Genomic DNA, 16,263 nt, shown 5'->3' on the forward strand with positions numbered 1-16,263 from the left:
CCGGTCGCGATGGCGTGAGGCTTGGGGCATGCCCGCGCTTCGAGGAAGCACGGACTCGTTGTTTCATCGCATTGTCTTGACGCGAACCGGTTTCCGCTTCGCTCGAAGATGCGTCAGCTTCGGCCGGCCTTGGCCGAGGCGGGCCGTTCGCGCTCCATCTTGATGACGACGCCGTCGCTGGCCCGCAGATCGATTTCGATCTCGGCGCCGGTGCTGTCGCGGCCCTCGACCTTCCACTTGTCGTCGTCGAGCTTGATCTCCTCGATGCGGACGACGCCATGATCGGCTGCGATACGACGGGCCTCGTCCATCGAGACGGCCGGTTTCGCGGGGGTGATGGGCGCGGGCGCCTGCGCCTGGGCCAGTTGGCCGTGAAGCCAGAACGGACCTATGCAGGCGAGCGCCAGGATCGGTCTGCGCGAAAGCATGGACTGCCTCCCTGTTTTCGATTGTCTGAGAGGCAACGGGAGGCCTTCGCCATTGTTCCGGCCATGGATTGGCGGGAGGGTGTGCAAAGGCTGGGGATGCATGCGACGGCGAGGGGGCCAAGGCGCCGCCGAGCCGCTATGCTCGCCCGCTTCCCAGAGATTCACCATGCGCCAGTATCACGACCTGCTCCAACGCGTCCTGACCGAGGGCACCCGCAAGGACGACCGCACCGGAACCGGCACCATCGCCGTGTTCGGCCATCAGATGCGCTTCGACCTGTCGCAGGGGTTTCCGCTGGTCACGACCAAGAAGCTGCATCTCAAGTCGATCATCCACGAACTGATCTGGTTCCTGCGCGGCGACACCAATGTGCGCTACCTGCAGGAGAACGGCGTCACGATCTGGGATGAGTGGGCCGATGCGAACGGCGATCTCGGGCCCGTCTATGGAAGGCAATGGCGTTCCTGGCCGGCGCCGGACGGGCAGACCATCGACCAGATCGCCTGGCTGGTGAACGAGATCAGGCGCAACCCGGATTCGCGCCGCCTGATCGTCTCGGCCTGGAATCCGGCGGATATTCCGAAGATGGCTCTGGCGCCCTGCCACTGCCTGTTCCAGTTCTTCGTGGCGGACGGAAAGCTCTCCTGCCAGCTCTACCAGCGCTCGGCCGACGTCTTCCTCGGTGTGCCCTTCAACATCGCGAGCTATGCGCTGCTGACCCATATGGTGGCGCAGGTCACGGGCCTCGGCGTCGGTGATTTCGTGCACACCTTCGGCGATACGCACCTCTATGTGAACCATCTGGATCAGGCGCGGCTGCAGCTTTCGCGTGAACCGCGAGCGCTGCCGAAGCTCTCGCTCAACCCCGCCGTGACGCGGCTCGAGGATTTCAGCTTCGAGGACGTGACGATCACGGCTTACGATCCGCATCCCTCCATCAAGGCTCCGATCGCCGTATGACGCTGACCATCCGTTCCGCCCGGCCCGGCGAGGCCGCGCTCGTGCTCGGCTTCATCAAGCAACTGGCCGAATACGAGAAGCTGCTGCACGAGGTCGTTGCGACCGAAGCGGAGATCGACGCGGCGCTGTTCGGCCCGAATCCCCGAACCTTCTGCGACATCGCCGAATGGGAGGGCGAGCCGGTCGGCTTCGCCGTCTGGTTCTACACCTATTCGACCTTCTCGGGCCGCCACGGCATCTGGCTGGAGGACCTTTACGTCAGGCCTGGCCAGCGTGGACGCGGCATCGGCAAGGGGCTGATCGCGGGGCTGGCGCGCCGCTGCGTCGCGGAGAAACTGCCGCGCCTGGCCTGGTGGGTGCTGAACTGGAACGAGCCTTCGCGCGTTTTCTATCGCGCGATCGGGGCCAGGGCGCAGGACGAGTGGACGGTCAAGCGGCTGGAAGGCGAGGCGCTCAGTCAGCTGGGCGCGGAGGACTGAAGCCATGGAGAAACGTCCGATCGTGTTGATCGCAGCCATCGCCGACAACGGCGTGATCGGCGACGACAACCGGTTGATCTGGCGGCTCAAGACGGACCTCAGGCGCTTTCGCAGCCTGACGCTCGGCCGCCCCGTGCTGATGGGGCGCAAGACCTTCCTCTCGATCGGCAAGCCATTGCCGGGGCGCGAGACGATCGTGCTGACCCGCGATGCCGGCTTCTCGGCCGAAGGGGTCAGGATCGCGCATTCGCTCGACGAGGCGCTGGCGCTCGGGCAAGAGGTCGCCGCCGCGAGCGGAGCCGATTCCGTCATTGTTGCGGGCGGCGCCGAGATCTACCGGCAGGCGCTGCCTTTGGCTGATCGGCTCGAGCTCACGCTGGTTCACACCAAGCCCCCGGGAGACGCGCTTTTTCCCGATTGGGAGCGTTACGCCTTCCTTCCCGGTGCGAAGGAGCCCCATCCGGCCGATGCCGATAACGAGCATCCTTATACCTTCGTCACCCATCACAGGCGCGGCTGATCGCCGCTTTCCGTTCACGATGAATGGCTTGCGCCGTTGACGAATCCGTGGCCCATGACCAACTCAGCCCAGCGCCTTCAGCCGAAGGCGCTGACAAGCGGCCGCTATTCGCCTATGGCTCGGCCTCTACGGAACGGAAGGGAACGGCTCGAGAATGCCTTGGAGCAATCAGAGCGGCGGTGGCAGCGGCGGGGGTGGACCCTGGGGCCAGCGCGGAGGTAGCGGCGGCGGAGGCCCCTGGGGCGGCGGCTCAGGCGGAGGCAACGGCAACCCGCCCGATCTCGAAGAGATCCTGCGGCGCAGCCAGGACCGGCTGAAGAACCTTGTTCCGGGCGGCAATATCGGCGGGCGCGGGCTCATTCTCGGCCTTCTCGCGCTGATCCTGATCTGGCTCGGTTCGGGCGTCTATTTCGTCCGCCCCAACGAGGTCGGCCTCAACGTCGTGTTCGGCCGCTTCGCCGGCAAGACCGGCGAAGGCATGAACTGGAACTGGCCCTATCCGATCGGCAACGTGATCAAGCCCCAGGTGACGAACGTCATCACCACCGAGGTCGGCTTCCGGACCGTGGAATCGGTGCGCAGCGCGCGCCAGACCGACGTGACCGAAGAGAGCCTGATGCTCACCGGCGACGAGAACATCGTCGACATCGATTTCATCGTGCAGTGGCAGATCGACCCGGCCGCGCCCGAGAACTACGTCTTCAACATCCAGGACCCGCCGGGAACCGTGAAGGCCGTGGCCGAGAGCGCCATGCGCGAGGTGATCGGCCGCCGCAACATCCAGCCCGTGCTGACGACCGATCGCGGCGCGATCGAGAACGAGGTGCGCCAGCTGATGCAGGAGACGCTCAACGGCTATAATGCCGGCGTGCAGATCCGCCTCGTCCAGCTGCAGAAGGTCGACCCGCCGCAGCAGGTCATCGACGCGTTCCGCGACGTCCAGGCGGCCCGCGCCGACCAGGAACGCCTGCGCAACGAGGCGCAGACCTATGCCAACCGCGTCGTGCCGGAATCGCGCGGCCGGGCGGCCCAGCTCGTGCAGGCGGCGGAGGCCTTCAAGGAGCAGACCGTCGCCGAAGCCCGTGGTCAGGCGAGCCGCTTCAACGCGGTCTACGAGCAGTACAAGAACGCTCCGGGCGTGACGCGCGAGCGTCTGTTCCTGGAGACGATGGAACGCGTGATGGGCGGCACCGACAAGATCATCCTCGACAACCCGGTCGGCGGGCAGGGCGTCGTGCCCTATCTGCCGCTGGATCAGCTCAATGCGGGCCGTCAGGTCCCGGGCGCCCGTCAGCAGGGAGCCACCCGATGAACGGCTCCTTCCTTCGCGCGGCCGCGCTGGTCGTCGTCGCCGCCGTCGCGGTCGTGCTCTACGCCTGCACCTTCGTGGTCTCGCAGACGCAGTCGGCGATCGTGCTCAGGCTCGGCGCGGTGCGCGCGGTCAAGACGGCTCCGGGCCTCTACTTCAAGTGGTTCGCCCCGGTCGAGACGGTGACGCTGCTCGACAACCGCATCCTCGACCTCGACCTGTCGTCGCAGGAAATCATCGCCTCGGACCAGAAGCGTCTCGTGGTCGATGCCTTCACGCGCTACCGGATCTCCGATCCGCTGCGCTTCTATCAGGCGGTCAACAACATCCCGCGGGCCAATTCGCAGCTCGCCTCGATCGTGAACGGCAATGTCCGCTCGGTACTGGCGGAAGCGAGCTTCACGGCGATGGTGCGCACCGAGCGCTCGCGGCTGATGAACCGCATCCGCGACGACGTGAACCGCGAGGCGGCGCGCTTCGGCATGACGGTGGTCGATGTCCGGCTGCGCCGCGTCGATCTGCCGGCGGCGAACTCGGCGGCGGTGTTCCAGCGCATGCAGACGGAACGCCAGCGCGAGGCGGCGGAAGCCCGCGCGCTCGGCGGCCAGCAGGCGCAGGAGATCAGGGCGCGGGCCGACAGGGACGCGACCGTGATCGTCGCCGAAGCGCAGCAGCGCTCCGACGAGATCCGAGGCGAGGGCGAGGCGGAACGCAACAAGGTCTTCGCCGAAGCCTTCGGCAAGGATCCTGAGTTCTTCTCCTTCTACCGCTCGATGCAGGCCTATGAAGCCAGCATCAAGCCAGGAGATACCCGGATGGTGCTGACGCCGGATTCGCCGTTCTTCCGCTTCTTCAACGGACCGAACGCGCAGCGTCAGGATGGCCAGGCCGGAACCCCGGCGGCGCCTGCCGTGCCCGCGCCGGCACGTCCCTGATCATGGCGAGCGACGCGAATGCTTGATTTCGTCGCGGCGCTCGGCCTGGTCTTCGCCATCGAGGGCATCCTCTTCGCCGCGATCCCGCATCTGGCGAAGGATGCCCTCCGCAGCGCGGCGGAAACCCCGGTGGACCGGATGCGGCTGATCGGCATCGGCTCGGCGGTTCTGGGCGTGGTCCTGGTATGGGCCGCGCGGGGCAGTTGGTAGGCTTGAACCGGTAGATTTTGCGGAACTGGCACGCGATCGTGTTCGATGACATGATCGTGCGTCGCCCTTCCGCCGCATTTCGGAGTTCAATCATCGGGCGCGACTGGCTTGCATCGATCAGCCCGCATCTTTCCGACATGAGGATCCATATGGCATCGAAAACCGTTCCCGCAGTCCGGTCCGTCCGCATCGCCTTCGCTGCCGGCGTCGCCGGTCTCGCGCTGCTGGCCTCGCCGGTGCTGGCGCCGGGGCACGCGCAGGCGAACACGCCGCTGCTGCAAGGGCAGACTTCGCTCGCGGACCTCGTCGACAAGGTCATGCCGGCAGTGGTCAACATCGCGGCCGTCACCACCAACGATCAGAAGGGCCGCAACCTGCCGCAGCTGCCGCAGCTCGGCCCCGACACGCCCTTCGGCGACCTGTTCGAGGAATTCTTCAACCGCCGCAACCAGCAGGGCGAGCGCCAGGCGCCGCAGCAGCGCCGCTCGCAGTCGGCCGGTTCGGGCTTCGTGGTCGATCCCTCGGGTATCGTCGTCACCAACAACCACGTCGTCGGCGATGCCAACGAGATCACCGTGATCTTCAACGACGGCCTGCGGCTCAAGGCCGAGGTGATCGGCAAGGACACCAAGGTCGATCTCGCCGTGCTGCGCGTGAAGCACGACAAGCCGCTGCCCGCCGTCAAGTTCGGCGATTCCGACAAGATGCGGATCGGCGACCCGGTGATGGCGATCGGAAACCCGTTCGGGCTCGGCGGCTCGGTCTCGTCGGGCATCGTCTCGGCCCGCAACCGCGACATCAGCCAGGGCCCGTACGACACCTATATCCAGACCGACGCGGCCATCAACAAGGGCAATTCGGGCGGCCCGCTGTTCAACATGGCCGGTGAGGTCATCGGCATCAACACGGCGATCCTGTCGCCGACGGGCGGCTCGGTCGGCATCGGCTTCGCCGTGCCCTCGACGCTGGCGACCAACGTCGTCGACCAGCTCAAGGAATTCGGCGAGACGCGGCGCGGTTGGCTCGGCGTGCGCATCCAGAGCGTCGATGACGCCACCGCCGAGGCTCTCGGGCTCGGCACGGCGCGCGGCGCGCTTGTCGCCGGCATCGACGAGAAGGGCCCTGCCAAGCCCGCCGGGCTCGAGACCGGCGACGTGATCGTCAAGTTCGACGGCAAGGACGTCAAGGATTCGCGCGACCTGCCGCGCATCGTCGCGGCGACGCCGGTCGGCAAGGACGTGCCGATCGCGGTGATCCGCAAGGGCAAGGAAGAGATCAAGACGGTCAAGCTCGGCCGCCTCGAGGATGGCGAGAAGGTGCAGTCGGCCTCGGCGAACAAGCCGGCGGCAGAGCCTGCCAAGCCCGCGGTGACGAGCGCGCTCGGCCTCGAATTCTCGCCGCAGACCGACGAGCTGAAGAAGCGCTATTCGATCAAGGACGGCCTCAAGGGCGTGATCATCACCAAGGTCGACGCCAATTCGAACGCCGCCGACAAGCGCATCCTCGTCGGCGAGCTGATCGTCGAGGTCGGTCAGGAGCCGGTCAACGCGCCGCAGGACGTGACCAAGCGGCTCGATGCGTTGAAGAAGGAAGGCAAGAAGTCCGTCCTTCTGCTCGTCTCGAACGGGCAGGGCGAAGTTCGCTTCGTCGCCGTCTCGATGAACTGAGACGATCCAGGCCGGAGATTTCGAAGGGCGGCCCAACCGGGCCGCCCTTTTTCATGCCGCCATCGCAGGCCGGGGGCCGGGTATCGCACTGGCGCAACGGCCCGCGGCAGGGCTAGAGCCTGTCGAGTGACCGGCATCCCGAGACCGGACAAGCCGGGAGAGACCCGATGAAGATCAGTGACATTCCCTTCGTCACCACCGACTGGTCGACGATCGCTCCCGAGCGCCATGCCGGCGACAGCGGCGAGGCGATCTGGCGCGTCCAGTATTTCGGCCCGGAGGAGAACCGCATCCGCGTGCGCATGGTGGAGTACTCGCCCGGCTACTCCGCCGACCACTGGTGCTCCAAGGGTCACATCATCCTGTGCCTGGACGGCGAGATGGACACCACGCTCGCCGATGGCCGCGTGATGCCGCTCAAGGCCGGCATGAGCTATCAGGTCGCCGATGGCGCCGAGGCCCATCGCTCCGCGACGAAGACCGGCGCGAAACTCTTCATCGTCGACTGATCAGGCGCGGACGATCTCGCTGCCGGTGTAGCCCTGGGCATAGAGCAGGGCGGTGAGATCGGCATGGTTCAGCCTGGCGCCGGCCGCGGCCGCGACCGCCGGCTTGGCGCGGAAGGCGACGCCCAGCCCGGCTTCGCCGAGCATGGCGAGATCATTGGCACCGTCGCCCACGGCCATAGTCGCTTCCGGCGCCAGCCCGAAGCGGGTGCGCAGTTCGACGAGCGCATCGAGCTTGGCCTGCATGCCGACGATGGGAGCGGCGACCTCGCCGCGCAGAATGCCGCCATCGGCGAGCAGGACGTTGGAGCGGTGCTCGTCGAAGCCGATCGCGGCGCTGATCGGGCCGGTGAAGACCGTGAACCCGCCCGAGACGAGGGCGGTATAGCCGCCATTCGCGCGCATGGTCCGGACGAGTTCGCGTCCGCCCGGCGTCAGCGTGATGCGGTCCCGAATGATCTCGTCGACGACCGATAGCGGCACGCCCTTGAGCAGTGCGACGCGCTCGCGCAGAGCCGGCTCGAAGGCGATCTCGCCGCGCATGGCCCGCTCGGTGATGCCGGCGACGAGATCCTTGAGGCCGACATAGGCCGCGAGCTCGTCGATGCATTCCTGGCCTATCATGGTGGAGTCCATGTCGGCCAGAAACAGCGCCTTGCGGCGGGTCGCCGCCGGCTGGACGATGATGTCGATCGCCGCGCCATCCAGCTCCGCGCCGATATCGGCTTCGAGCTTGCGTGCATCGGCTGCTTCCGCGAAGAGGTCGGCAGCGACCGCGCCGTCGAGAACGGCCGTGCGGACGGTGCCGGGAACGGTGCGGGCAAGGCGGGCCAGCAGTGCTTCGCCGACCAGCGCCTGGCCGTGGGCGGATACGAGTGTGGCGACGAGCATGTGAGGACCGGGTGGGGCAGGCCGAAGGACAGTTCAGGGCGGTGCTCATCGCAGGTCCGACCGCCAGCGGCAAGTCCGCGCTGGCGATGGAGATCGCGCGCCGCACCGGCGGCACCGTGGTCAACGCCGATTCCATGCAGGTCTATGCCGACCTGCGCACCCTGAGCGCGCGTCCCAGCGAGGCGGAGGAGGCGATGGTGCCGCATCGTCTCTACGGGCATGTCGATGGCGCCGTGAACTATTCGGCGATGCGCTACGCGGCCGATCTGGCGAAGCTGCTCGACGACTTGCGGACTAGCGGCTCGCTGCCGATCCTCGTCGGTGGCACCGGGCTCTACTTCAAGGCGGTGACGGAGGGGTTCTCGGCGATGCCGGCTGTTCCCGAGAGCGTCCGGGCTGGCTTTCGTGCCCATGCCGACGGGCTCGACACGGCCAAGCTCCATGCCGAGCTCGCCGCCTGCGATCCGGCGATGGCGGAGCGGCTCAAGCCGAGCGACCGGATGCGGATCATGCGGGCGATCGAGGTCTTCCGGGCGACGGGGCGGTCGCTCGCGAGCTTCCAGGGCGAACGCGAGCCCGGGCCGCTCGGCGAGAGCGAGCTGCTACGCCTGTTCGTTCATCCCGAGCGGGAGGTGGTGCGGCAGCAGATCGACCGCCGTTTCGAGCAGATGATCGAGGCCGGCGCGCTCGATGAGGTCGTGCGGCTGAAGGCGCGCGGGCTCGATCCGCTGCTGCCGATCATGCGGGCGCATGGCGTCCCCGGGCTGATCGCTCATCTCGACGGCGAGATCAGCCTTGCCGAGGCGATCCGGCGCGGGCAGGCCGATACGCGCGCCTATGCCAAGCGGCAGGTGACATGGTTCCGGCATCAGATGACGGGATGGCGGGCGGTCGCGCCGCTCGAAGCGCTGGATGTCGCCTGCGAGGCGCTCGCAATCTGATCAGGCGGCGGCCGCTGCGGCGGCGACTGCTTCCGGCGGGGCCAAGCCGAGGCGATTGCGCCCCTCGTTCTTGGCCCGGTAGAGCGCCTGGTCCGCCCGCCCCGTCAGGGATGCGAGGGTCTCGCCGCGATCGCGCGCGGCGACGCCGAGGCTCGCGGTCACCCGCAGCGCCAAGGTCTCGGAGACGGGCATCGAACGGGCGAGCAGGGTGTCCTGGATCTGACGGGCGCTCGACGCGGCAGAGGCCAGGTCGCAATCCGGCAACAGGATGCCGAACTCCTCGCCGCCGAAGCGTCCCACGAGATTGTGCTCGTTGAGGAACTGCCCGAGCAGAAGATCGGCGAAGGCGCGGATCACCGCATCCCCGGCCGGATGGCCATAGCTGTCGTTGACCTGCTTGAAATGATCGAGGTCGACGATGATCAGCGCGATATCGCTGCCATCCGCCTCGCTTGCCGCGATGGCGGCGTTGGCCTTCTCGGTGAAGGAGCGGCGGTTGAGCAGCGCGGTGAGCGGGTCGGTCTCGGCCAGGCGGCGCAGCTCGCGCTCGCGTTCCTCGCGGTGGCCGATCTCCTCGGAGAGGGCGCGCCGCGTCGCGCGCTCGCGGCCGATCTCCAGCGCCAGCGTGGCCGCGCGCAGCTGCAGGGTCTGGTTGGCGACGGTGAGATCGGTGACGTCGGTCAGCGTCAGCAGCAGCCCGTCGCCCAGCGGAGCGATGGCGATCCTCAGCCAGAGGGTCTTGCCCTCCTGGGTGAAGGATGTCTCCAGCACGTCGGCACGCTGAAGGTTCATCGCATAGACGCAGCGCTGCCAGATCGAAAGATCGGACAGGAAGGGCAGGCTCTCGCGACCATCGGTGTCGAGGAGTTCGGCTTCGGGGCTTCCGCTCAGCACGGCGGCGCGCTTGTTGGCGGTGACGATGACGGCCTGCTCGATCCGGCCGGCGTTGTCGCGGATGGCGCGCAACGCCACGATCCCGCTGGGTGAGGTTTCGAGCACGGCGTTGAGCAGGTCCTCGCGGAACTGCAGCGGCCGGGCGAAGGCAATGACGTAGCGACGGCCGTCCTGGGCAAGCGTCGGCAGGAGCAGCCGCTCCCACAGGGCGACGCGTACCGTGCCGCTCGATCGGTGCACGGTATAGAGCGGCCGATCTTCGGCCAACGCCTGGTCGAGGGCGGCGATGGTGAAGCGGGCGACCTGCGGACGCATGTCCGAGACGCGCTGTCCGAGGCGCGTGGCGCCGGAATAGCGCACGATCTCGCGCCCGAAGTGAAGCCAGCAATAGTCGCCGTCGCCGGTGGGTTCCAGGATCATCAGATCCTTGCCGAAAAGGGGCAGGATCTCGGCGGTGAATTCCTCATAGGCGACCGGGCCGTCCTCGCGGTAGCGCGAGGCGAAGCGGCGCAGGATCTCTGCAATCTGCGGGGCATGGCTGCGCGCCGCGATATTCTCGCTATGGACTTCGTAGTACATGTCCGTCCCGGTTCGAGCGCCGCGAATCCTAGGGACGGCGGATTGAGAAATCGTTCCGTTACGGCACCTGATTTTCGGGTGCGCCGCAGACCGACCGGTAACCATGTTGGTTGGCGCTTGACCGGCTGGGCGCTCTCCGCTAGCGTTCCGCAACTTCCGCCAAGGATCGAACGCGCGATGCGCAAGCTTATTATCGTACAGGTGCGCTGGTAGGGGCCGGTTTAACAACCGGGCGTCCCCGACGCCAGCGCACGCCCAGGCCCCTCCGAGGGCCTTTTTTATTGCCTAAATCCCCAGACAGACCAGTAGATCAGCCTCAGGAGAGCGTTATGAGCGAGATGATGACCGGCGCCGAGATGGTCGTCCGCGCGCTTCAGGACCAGGGTGTCGAGCACCTGTTCGGTTATCCCGGCGGGGCCGTACTCCCGATCTACGATGCGATCTTCCAGCAGGACAAGGTCAAGCATGTGCTCGTCCGCCACGAGCAGGGCGCCGTCCATGCCGCCGAAGGCTATGCCCGCTCGACCGCCGGCAAGGTCGGCTGCGTTCTCGTGACCTCCGGCCCTGGCGCGACGAACGCGGTCACGGGCCTGACCGACGCGCTGCTCGACTCGATCCCGCTCGTCGTCATCACCGGCCAGGTTCCGACGCATCTGATCGGCTCGGACGCCTTCCAGGAATGCGACACGGTCGGCATCACCCGCTCCTGCACCAAGCACAACTACCTGGTGAAGAGCATCCACGACCTGCCGCGTGTCCTGCACGAGGCGTTCTACGTCGCGGCCAATGGCCGGCCCGGTCCCGTCGTCATTGACATCCCGAAGGACATCCAGTTCGCCACCGGCACCTATACCCGCCCGCGCGACAACCAGCACAAGACCTATCGCCCGGTGGTCAAGGGCGACCTGAACAAGATCAAGGCCGCGGTCGAGCTGATCGCCGGCGCCAAGAAGCCGGTTTTCTACACCGGCGGCGGCGTGATCAACTCGGGTCCGCACGCCTCGGCGCTGCTGCGTGAGCTGGCGCGGCTGACGGGCTTCCCGGTCACCTCGACGCTGATGGGGCTCGGCGCCTTCCCGGCTGCGGACAAGCAGTGGCTCGGGATGCTCGGCATGCACGGTACCTACGAGGCCAATCTGGCGATGCATGACTGCGACGTCATGATCAATATCGGCGCGCGCTTCGACGATCGCATCACCGGGCGGATCGACGGCTTCTCGCCGCGCTCGAAGAAGATCCACATCGACATCGACCCGTCCTCGATCAACAAGACGGTCAAGATCGATATCGGCATCGTCGGCGACTGCGCCCATGTGCTGGAGGATATGGTCCGGATCTGGCGTGAGACCGGTGCGCAGGTCGACAAGACCGCGCTCGCCGCCTGGTGGACGCAGATCAAGGGCTGGCGCGGCCGCAAGAGCCTCGCCTACAAGCAGTCCGACACGGTGATCAAGCCGCAATACGCCATCGAGCGGCTCTACCAGCTGACCAAGGACCGCGATCCCTTCATCACGACCGAGGTCGGCCAGCACCAGATGTGGGCGGCGCAGCACTTCCACTTCCAGGAGCCGAACCGCTGGATGACCTCCGGTGGGCTCGGCACCATGGGCTATGGCCTGCCGGCGGCGATCGGCGTGCAGATGAAGCACCCGAAGGCGCTGGTCATCGACATCGCGGGCGAAGCCTCGATTCTGATGAACATGCAGGAGATGTCGACGGCGGTGCAGTACCGGCTGCCGGTGAAGATCTTCATCCTCAACAACGAATACATGGGCATGGTGCGCCAGTGGCAGGAACTGCTGCATGGCGGGCGCTATTCGGAGAGCTATTCGCAGTCGCTGCCGGACTTCGTGAAGCTTGCCGAGGCCTATGGCGGCCATGGCATTCGTTGCGACGACCCGGCCAAACTCGACGCCGCGATCATGGAGATGATCGATACGCCGAAGCCGGTGATCTTCGATTGCGTCGTCGCCAAGGAAGAGAACTGCTTCCCGATGATCCCATCGGGCAAGGCGCATAACGAGATGATCCTGCCCGATTTCGAAGGCGATACCGGCCAGATCATCGACGCCAAGGGCAAGCAGCTCGTTTGACGAGGCATCGTCATGCTCGGGCTTGACCCGAGCATCTCAGGACGAAGGGCGTTTCGCTCTGAAAGAGATTCTCGGGTCGAAGCTCTGCTCCGCCCGAGAATGACGCTGGCGGCACGGCAAGGGGAACAGCATGAATACCATTGGCCTGATCGGCGGCATGAGCTGGGAATCGACCGCGGTCTACTACCGGCTGCTCAATGAAGGCGTGCGGGCGCGCTCGGGTGGGCTGCACTCGGCCGATGTCCTGCTGCATTCGGTCGATTTCGCTGGCATCGCCGAGATGCAAGCGCAGGGCGATTGGGCGGCAGCCGGTGCGGCGCTGGCCGAGAGCGGGCGGCGGCTGGAGCGCGCCGGTGCCTCCTGCCTCGTGCTCTGCACCAACACCATGCACAAGGTGGCGGACCAGATCACCGCCGCGACCAAGCTACCCTTCCTGCACCTGGCCGATGTGACGGCGCGGGCAATCCTCGCCTCCGGCGCGCGCCGGCCGCTATTGCTGGCGACGCGCTTCACCATGGAGCAGAGCTTCTATCGCGACCGGCTGAAGGCCTTCGGCGTCGAGGCGCTGGTGCCGCAGCCGCAGGAGCGCGACGAGGTGCATCGCGTGATCTACGAGGAATTGTGCCGCGGTCGCGTCGAGCCGGATTCGCGCGAGCGCTATCGCGCCATCGTCGAGCGTGCGGCGCGGGAGGAGGGCGCCGACGGCGTCATCCTCGGCTGCACGGAGATCGGGCTTCTGGTCTCGCAGGCGGATTTCGCGATGCCCGTCTTCGACACCACCGCGCTGCATGTCGCTGCGGCGCTTGATTTCGTCGGCGAAACCGAGAGCGTCGCCGCATGAAGCTGCTGATCGGCAACAAGTGCTATTCGTCCTGGTCGCTCCGGGCCTGGCTGCTAATGCGCGTCAAGAGCATCGCCTTTTCGGAGAAGCTCGTCCTGCTCGACGAGCCCGGCTTCAAGCAGACCGTCTTCGCTGAGGCGCCGGGCAGCGGCGGCACCGTGCCGACGCTGATCGATGGCGATCTCGCGGTCTGGGAGACGCTGGCGATCATCGAGTATCTCCATGAGACGCATCCCGATGCAGGCATCTGGCCGAGCGACCCCGCCGCCCGCGCCCAGGCCCGCGCCGCCTGCAGCGAGATGCATGCGGGCTTCACGGCGCTGCGCGGCGCCTGCCCGATGAACCTCGGCAAGCGTTATGCGGCGCGTGATCGCGGCGCGGATGTGGCCCGCGATGTCGAGCGGATCACCGGCATCTGGCGGCAGGCGCGCGAGCGTTTCGGCGGGGCAGGCGAGGGGCCTTTCCTCTATGGCGCCTTCTCGGCGGCGGACGCGATGTACGCGCCGGTCGTCACCCGCCTCGACACCTATGGCATCGCCATCGATCCGGTTTCGCAGGACTACATGCGCGCTGTGCTAGCGCTGCCGGCCTATCGCGAATGGCTCGCGGCCGCGCTCGACGAGCCCTGGATCGTAGCCCATGACGAGGTGGACGAGTCCGCCCTCGTCGATCTGCGCCAGTCCTGAATCTTACTCTCCGCCAATCTTTCGCTCCAACCCGCCTGCAGGTCCGTCATGTCGAAGCCCGCCAGCCATTACCCGAACGCTCCGAAGTCCCAGCCGGTCGCCCGCCATACGCTGGCGGTGATCGTCGACAACGAACCGGGCGTTCTTGCCCGCATCGCCGGGCTGTTCTCGGGGCGCGGCTACAACATCGAGAGCCTCACCGTTTCCGAGACCGAGCATGACAAGCACATCTCGCGCATCACGGTCGTGACCTCGGGCACCGCCAATGTGATCGACCAGATCAAGGCGCATCTCGACCGTCTGGTGCCGGTGCACCGGGTCGTCGACCTGACCGAGCAGGGCGAGGCGCTGGAGCGCGAGCTCGCGCTGATCAAGGTGGTCGGCAAGGGCGAGCATCGCGTCGAGGCGATGCGGCTGGCTTCGGCCTTCGGCGCGCGGACGCTCGATGCCTCTTTGACCTCCTTCGTGTTCGAATTGACAGGCTCGACCGAGGAGATCGAGCGCTTCATCAAGATGATGACGGTGGTCGGCCTCACGGAAGTTTCGCGCACCGGCATCGCGGCGATGAGCCGCGGGCCGGAGGCGATGTGATGATGGCGCTGAGGCCCGACCAGCTCAGCCTGATCGCGCTCGGGCTCGGCGTCGTCGGCTTTCTCTGCCTCGCCGGCCCGGTGCTGTTGCGCCTGTCCGGCCGGGCCAAGGCTGAGCCGCTCGGCAGCGGTTCGAGTCTGCGCTCGCCACTATGGTGGGTCGGTTTCCTTCTGACGATCGCGGCGATCTTCCTGCAGCGTATGGCGAGCCAGCAGGGTTGACAGGATAAGATCGGGAAACCCGCCGTCATCCCGGACAAGCCGCGAAGCGGCGCCGATCCGGGATCCATTGCAGAGCGCGGCGCCCCACGATGGATCCCGGGCCAAGCCAGGGATGACGGGTTGTTTCCCGGGCTGATTGAATGAGCTTCAGCCTGCGAAACCGCCCTCGGTCAGGAAGCTCCTTTCCTCGGCCGTGGTATCGCGCCCCAGCACCGGATTGCGATGCGGGAAGCGGCCGAAATCGCGGATGATGTCGCGATGGACCTCCGCATATCTGACCCCTTCGGGGTCATCGGCCGCGGCGCAGAGCGCGATGCAGCGCTCCTGATCCGCCAGCTTCTCGGAGTGCATGAAGGGCATGTAGAAGAAGCGCTTCTCGGGTGCCTGATAGGCTTCGTCGAATCCGCCTGCGATGGCGTGCCCCGCGATGTCGAGGGCCTGCGCGTCCGTGGCGAAGGCACGCGGACTGTCGCGGAACATGTTGCGCGGGAACTGGTCGAGCAGGATCAGCAGGGCATAGACGCCCTCGGGCGTTTCCTCCCAATCGGCGAGCTCGCCCGCCGCCGCGGCTTCATGCGCGGGCAGGAAGCGCCTGATAATCTCGGCATCGAAGGCCTCGTCCTTGGCGAACCATTTCTCAGGCCCGGCCTGGCGCCAGAAAGCGACGATATCGGCGGCGGTGGGCAAGGTCATAGGTCTCTCCGTTCATCAGGCCATCGAACTCCGGAGATAATTCTTCTCTGGCGCGCCGCCACCCCGAATAACGCTTGCCCGCGATCTGTGGCTGCGCTAGATGCCTGAACCGTAACGTACGGTACTGGAGATTTCTACCGACCATGACGCCGGCTGCCGCAGAGACGCAAGGCGAGGCGCTGACCGCGCGCCAGCAAGCCGTGCTCGATGCCGTGCTGAGCCTGATGGTCGAGAAGGGCAGTGGCCTCACCATGACCGCCGTGGCGCGGCGTGCGAGCTGCTCCAAGGAAACGCTCTACAAATGGTTCGGTGATCGCGACGGCCTGTTGACCGCGACGGTGCAGTGGCAGGCCTCGAAGGTGAGGGCGGGCAATTTCGACCGCCAGACGCTCGATGCCGGCGCGCTGCGCGAGAGCCTGAAGCGCTTCGCCGCGAACTGGCTCGAAGTCATCGCCAGTCCGACCTCGATTGCGCTCAACCGCATCGGCATCAGCCAGGCGGCCTCACGCGACGGCAATCTCGGCTCGATCGTGCTGGCGAATGGTCGCTTCGCCATCGGCGAGCGACTGAAGCCCGTGCTCGATGCGGGCCGCGAGGCTGGGCTGCTGGCCTTCGACGATACCGAGACGGCGTTCCGCACCTTCTTCGGCCTCGCCGGCCGCGACGTCCAGATCCGGCTCCTGCTCGGCGATACGCTGACCTTGAGCAAGGCCGAGATCACGGGCGACGCGGAGCGCGCGGCCGAGCAGTTCTTCACCCTCTACGGCACGGCACAGAACGATCCGGGCCGGGACAAGTCCAACGCGTGACAAAGGAGA

At 66.7% G+C, this 16,263-nt stretch carries 19 protein-coding genes; 15 read left to right on the forward strand and 4 right to left on the reverse strand.

The annotated features are described in order from the left end of the window. Window positions 1-113: 113 nt before the first annotated feature. A complete protein-coding gene (locus tag AC2FAN_RS17825; RefSeq protein ID WP_485175775.1) occupies window positions 114-428 on the reverse strand; it encodes a PepSY domain-containing protein in 315 nt (104 codons plus the stop codon). Window positions 429-594: 166 nt separating this feature from the next. Here AC2FAN_RS17825 and AC2FAN_RS17830 point away from each other — a divergent pair, with 166 nt between their 5' ends. From AC2FAN_RS17830 to AC2FAN_RS17865, 8 genes are all read left to right on the forward strand, one after another. Then, window positions 595-1,389 carry a thymidylate synthase gene (locus AC2FAN_RS17830; RefSeq protein ID WP_476804858.1) on the forward strand — a complete coding sequence of 265 codons (795 nt, stop codon included), beginning with the start codon at window positions 595-597 and terminating at the stop codon, window positions 1,387-1,389. After that, window positions 1,386-1,868, forward strand: coding sequence for a GNAT family N-acetyltransferase (locus AC2FAN_RS17835; RefSeq protein ID WP_485175776.1), 483 nt, complete (start codon window positions 1,386-1,388; stop codon window positions 1,866-1,868). Before AC2FAN_RS17830 ends, AC2FAN_RS17835 begins: the two co-directional genes overlap by 4 nt. 4 nt (window positions 1,869-1,872) lie before the next feature. Next, complete coding sequence (locus AC2FAN_RS17840) at window positions 1,873-2,388, forward strand: dihydrofolate reductase (protein WP_485175777.1); 516 nt, start codon at window positions 1,873-1,875, stop codon at window positions 2,386-2,388. Window positions 2,389-2,542: 154 nt separating this feature from the next. Continuing rightward, entirely contained in the window at window positions 2,543-3,700 is a 1,158-nt protein-coding gene (hflK, locus tag AC2FAN_RS17845; RefSeq protein WP_265054112.1) for an FtsH protease activity modulator HflK, read from the forward strand. Continuing rightward, window positions 3,697-4,632 (forward strand): protease modulator HflC, encoded by a 936-nt coding sequence (gene hflC / locus AC2FAN_RS17850; protein ID WP_265054111.1) that lies wholly within the window; start codon window positions 3,697-3,699, stop codon window positions 4,630-4,632. The genes hflK and hflC overlap by 4 nt, the downstream gene beginning before the upstream one ends. Window positions 4,633-4,650: 18 nt before the next feature. Beyond that, window positions 4,651-4,842, forward strand: coding sequence for a DUF2065 domain-containing protein (locus tag AC2FAN_RS17855; RefSeq protein ID WP_476804854.1), 192 nt, complete (start codon window positions 4,651-4,653; stop codon window positions 4,840-4,842). 149 nt (window positions 4,843-4,991) lie between these two features. Continuing rightward, on the forward strand, window positions 4,992-6,509 hold the full coding sequence (locus AC2FAN_RS17860; protein ID WP_485175778.1) for a DegQ family serine endoprotease: 1,518 nt from the start codon (window positions 4,992-4,994) through the stop codon (window positions 6,507-6,509). A gap of 167 nt (window positions 6,510-6,676) precedes the next feature. Beyond that, the gene (locus tag AC2FAN_RS17865) at window positions 6,677-7,018 is read left to right on the forward strand and encodes a DHCW motif cupin fold protein (protein WP_476804853.1); all 342 of its coding nucleotides are present in this window, start codon (window positions 6,677-6,679) and stop codon (window positions 7,016-7,018) included. Here AC2FAN_RS17865 and serB read toward each other — a convergent pair whose 3' ends face one another. Continuing rightward, entirely contained in the window at window positions 7,019-7,906 is an 888-nt protein-coding gene (serB, locus tag AC2FAN_RS17870) for a phosphoserine phosphatase SerB (RefSeq protein WP_485175779.1), read from the reverse strand. 86 nt (window positions 7,907-7,992) lie between these two features. Between serB and miaA the strand changes: the two genes are divergently transcribed. Next, window positions 7,993-8,847 (forward strand): tRNA (adenosine(37)-N6)-dimethylallyltransferase MiaA, encoded by an 855-nt coding sequence (miaA, locus tag AC2FAN_RS17875; protein WP_265054862.1) that lies wholly within the window; start codon window positions 7,993-7,995, stop codon window positions 8,845-8,847. Here the strand turns inward: miaA and AC2FAN_RS17880 are convergent, their stop codons facing one another. Beyond that, complete coding sequence (locus AC2FAN_RS17880; RefSeq protein WP_265054106.1) at window positions 8,848-10,320, reverse strand: GGDEF domain-containing protein; 1,473 nt, start codon at window positions 10,318-10,320, stop codon at window positions 8,848-8,850. It lies immediately after the preceding gene. A gap of 329 nt (window positions 10,321-10,649) precedes the next feature. Here AC2FAN_RS17880 and AC2FAN_RS17885 point away from each other — a divergent pair, with 329 nt between their 5' ends. From AC2FAN_RS17885 to AC2FAN_RS17905, 5 genes are all read left to right on the forward strand, one after another. After that, window positions 10,650-12,413: an acetolactate synthase 3 large subunit gene (locus tag AC2FAN_RS17885; protein WP_485175780.1), complete on the forward strand. Its 1,764-nt coding sequence runs from the start codon at window positions 10,650-10,652 to the stop codon at window positions 12,411-12,413. Between the two features lie 130 nt (window positions 12,414-12,543). Further along, entirely contained in the window at window positions 12,544-13,254 is a 711-nt protein-coding gene (locus AC2FAN_RS17890; RefSeq protein ID WP_485175781.1) for an aspartate/glutamate racemase family protein, read from the forward strand. Continuing rightward, window positions 13,251-13,940, forward strand: a complete 690-nt coding sequence (locus tag AC2FAN_RS17895; RefSeq protein WP_265054103.1) for a glutathione S-transferase — start codon at window positions 13,251-13,253, stop codon at window positions 13,938-13,940. Before AC2FAN_RS17890 ends, AC2FAN_RS17895 begins: the two co-directional genes overlap by 4 nt. 48 nt (window positions 13,941-13,988) lie before the next feature. Next, the gene (gene ilvN / locus AC2FAN_RS17900) at window positions 13,989-14,531 is read left to right on the forward strand and encodes an acetolactate synthase small subunit (protein ID WP_265054102.1); all 543 of its coding nucleotides are present in this window, start codon (window positions 13,989-13,991) and stop codon (window positions 14,529-14,531) included. Window positions 14,532-14,533: 2 nt separating this feature from the next. Continuing rightward, on the forward strand, window positions 14,534-14,752 hold the full coding sequence (locus AC2FAN_RS17905; protein ID WP_485175782.1) for a hypothetical protein: 219 nt from the start codon (window positions 14,534-14,536) through the stop codon (window positions 14,750-14,752). 147 nt (window positions 14,753-14,899) lie between these two features. Here AC2FAN_RS17905 and AC2FAN_RS17910 read toward each other — a convergent pair whose 3' ends face one another. Continuing rightward, complete coding sequence (locus AC2FAN_RS17910; protein WP_485175783.1) at window positions 14,900-15,445, reverse strand: DUF924 family protein; 546 nt, start codon at window positions 15,443-15,445, stop codon at window positions 14,900-14,902. Window positions 15,446-15,588: 143 nt separating this feature from the next. On the opposite strand from AC2FAN_RS17910, the gene AC2FAN_RS17915 reads away from it, so the two are divergent. Further along, window positions 15,589-16,254, forward strand: a complete 666-nt coding sequence (locus AC2FAN_RS17915) for a TetR/AcrR family transcriptional regulator C-terminal domain-containing protein (protein ID WP_485175784.1) — start codon at window positions 15,589-15,591, stop codon at window positions 16,252-16,254. Window positions 16,255-16,263: the final 9 nt, after the last annotated feature.

The organism is Allobosea sp. RIT-PG3_2, from assembly GCF_057321085.1.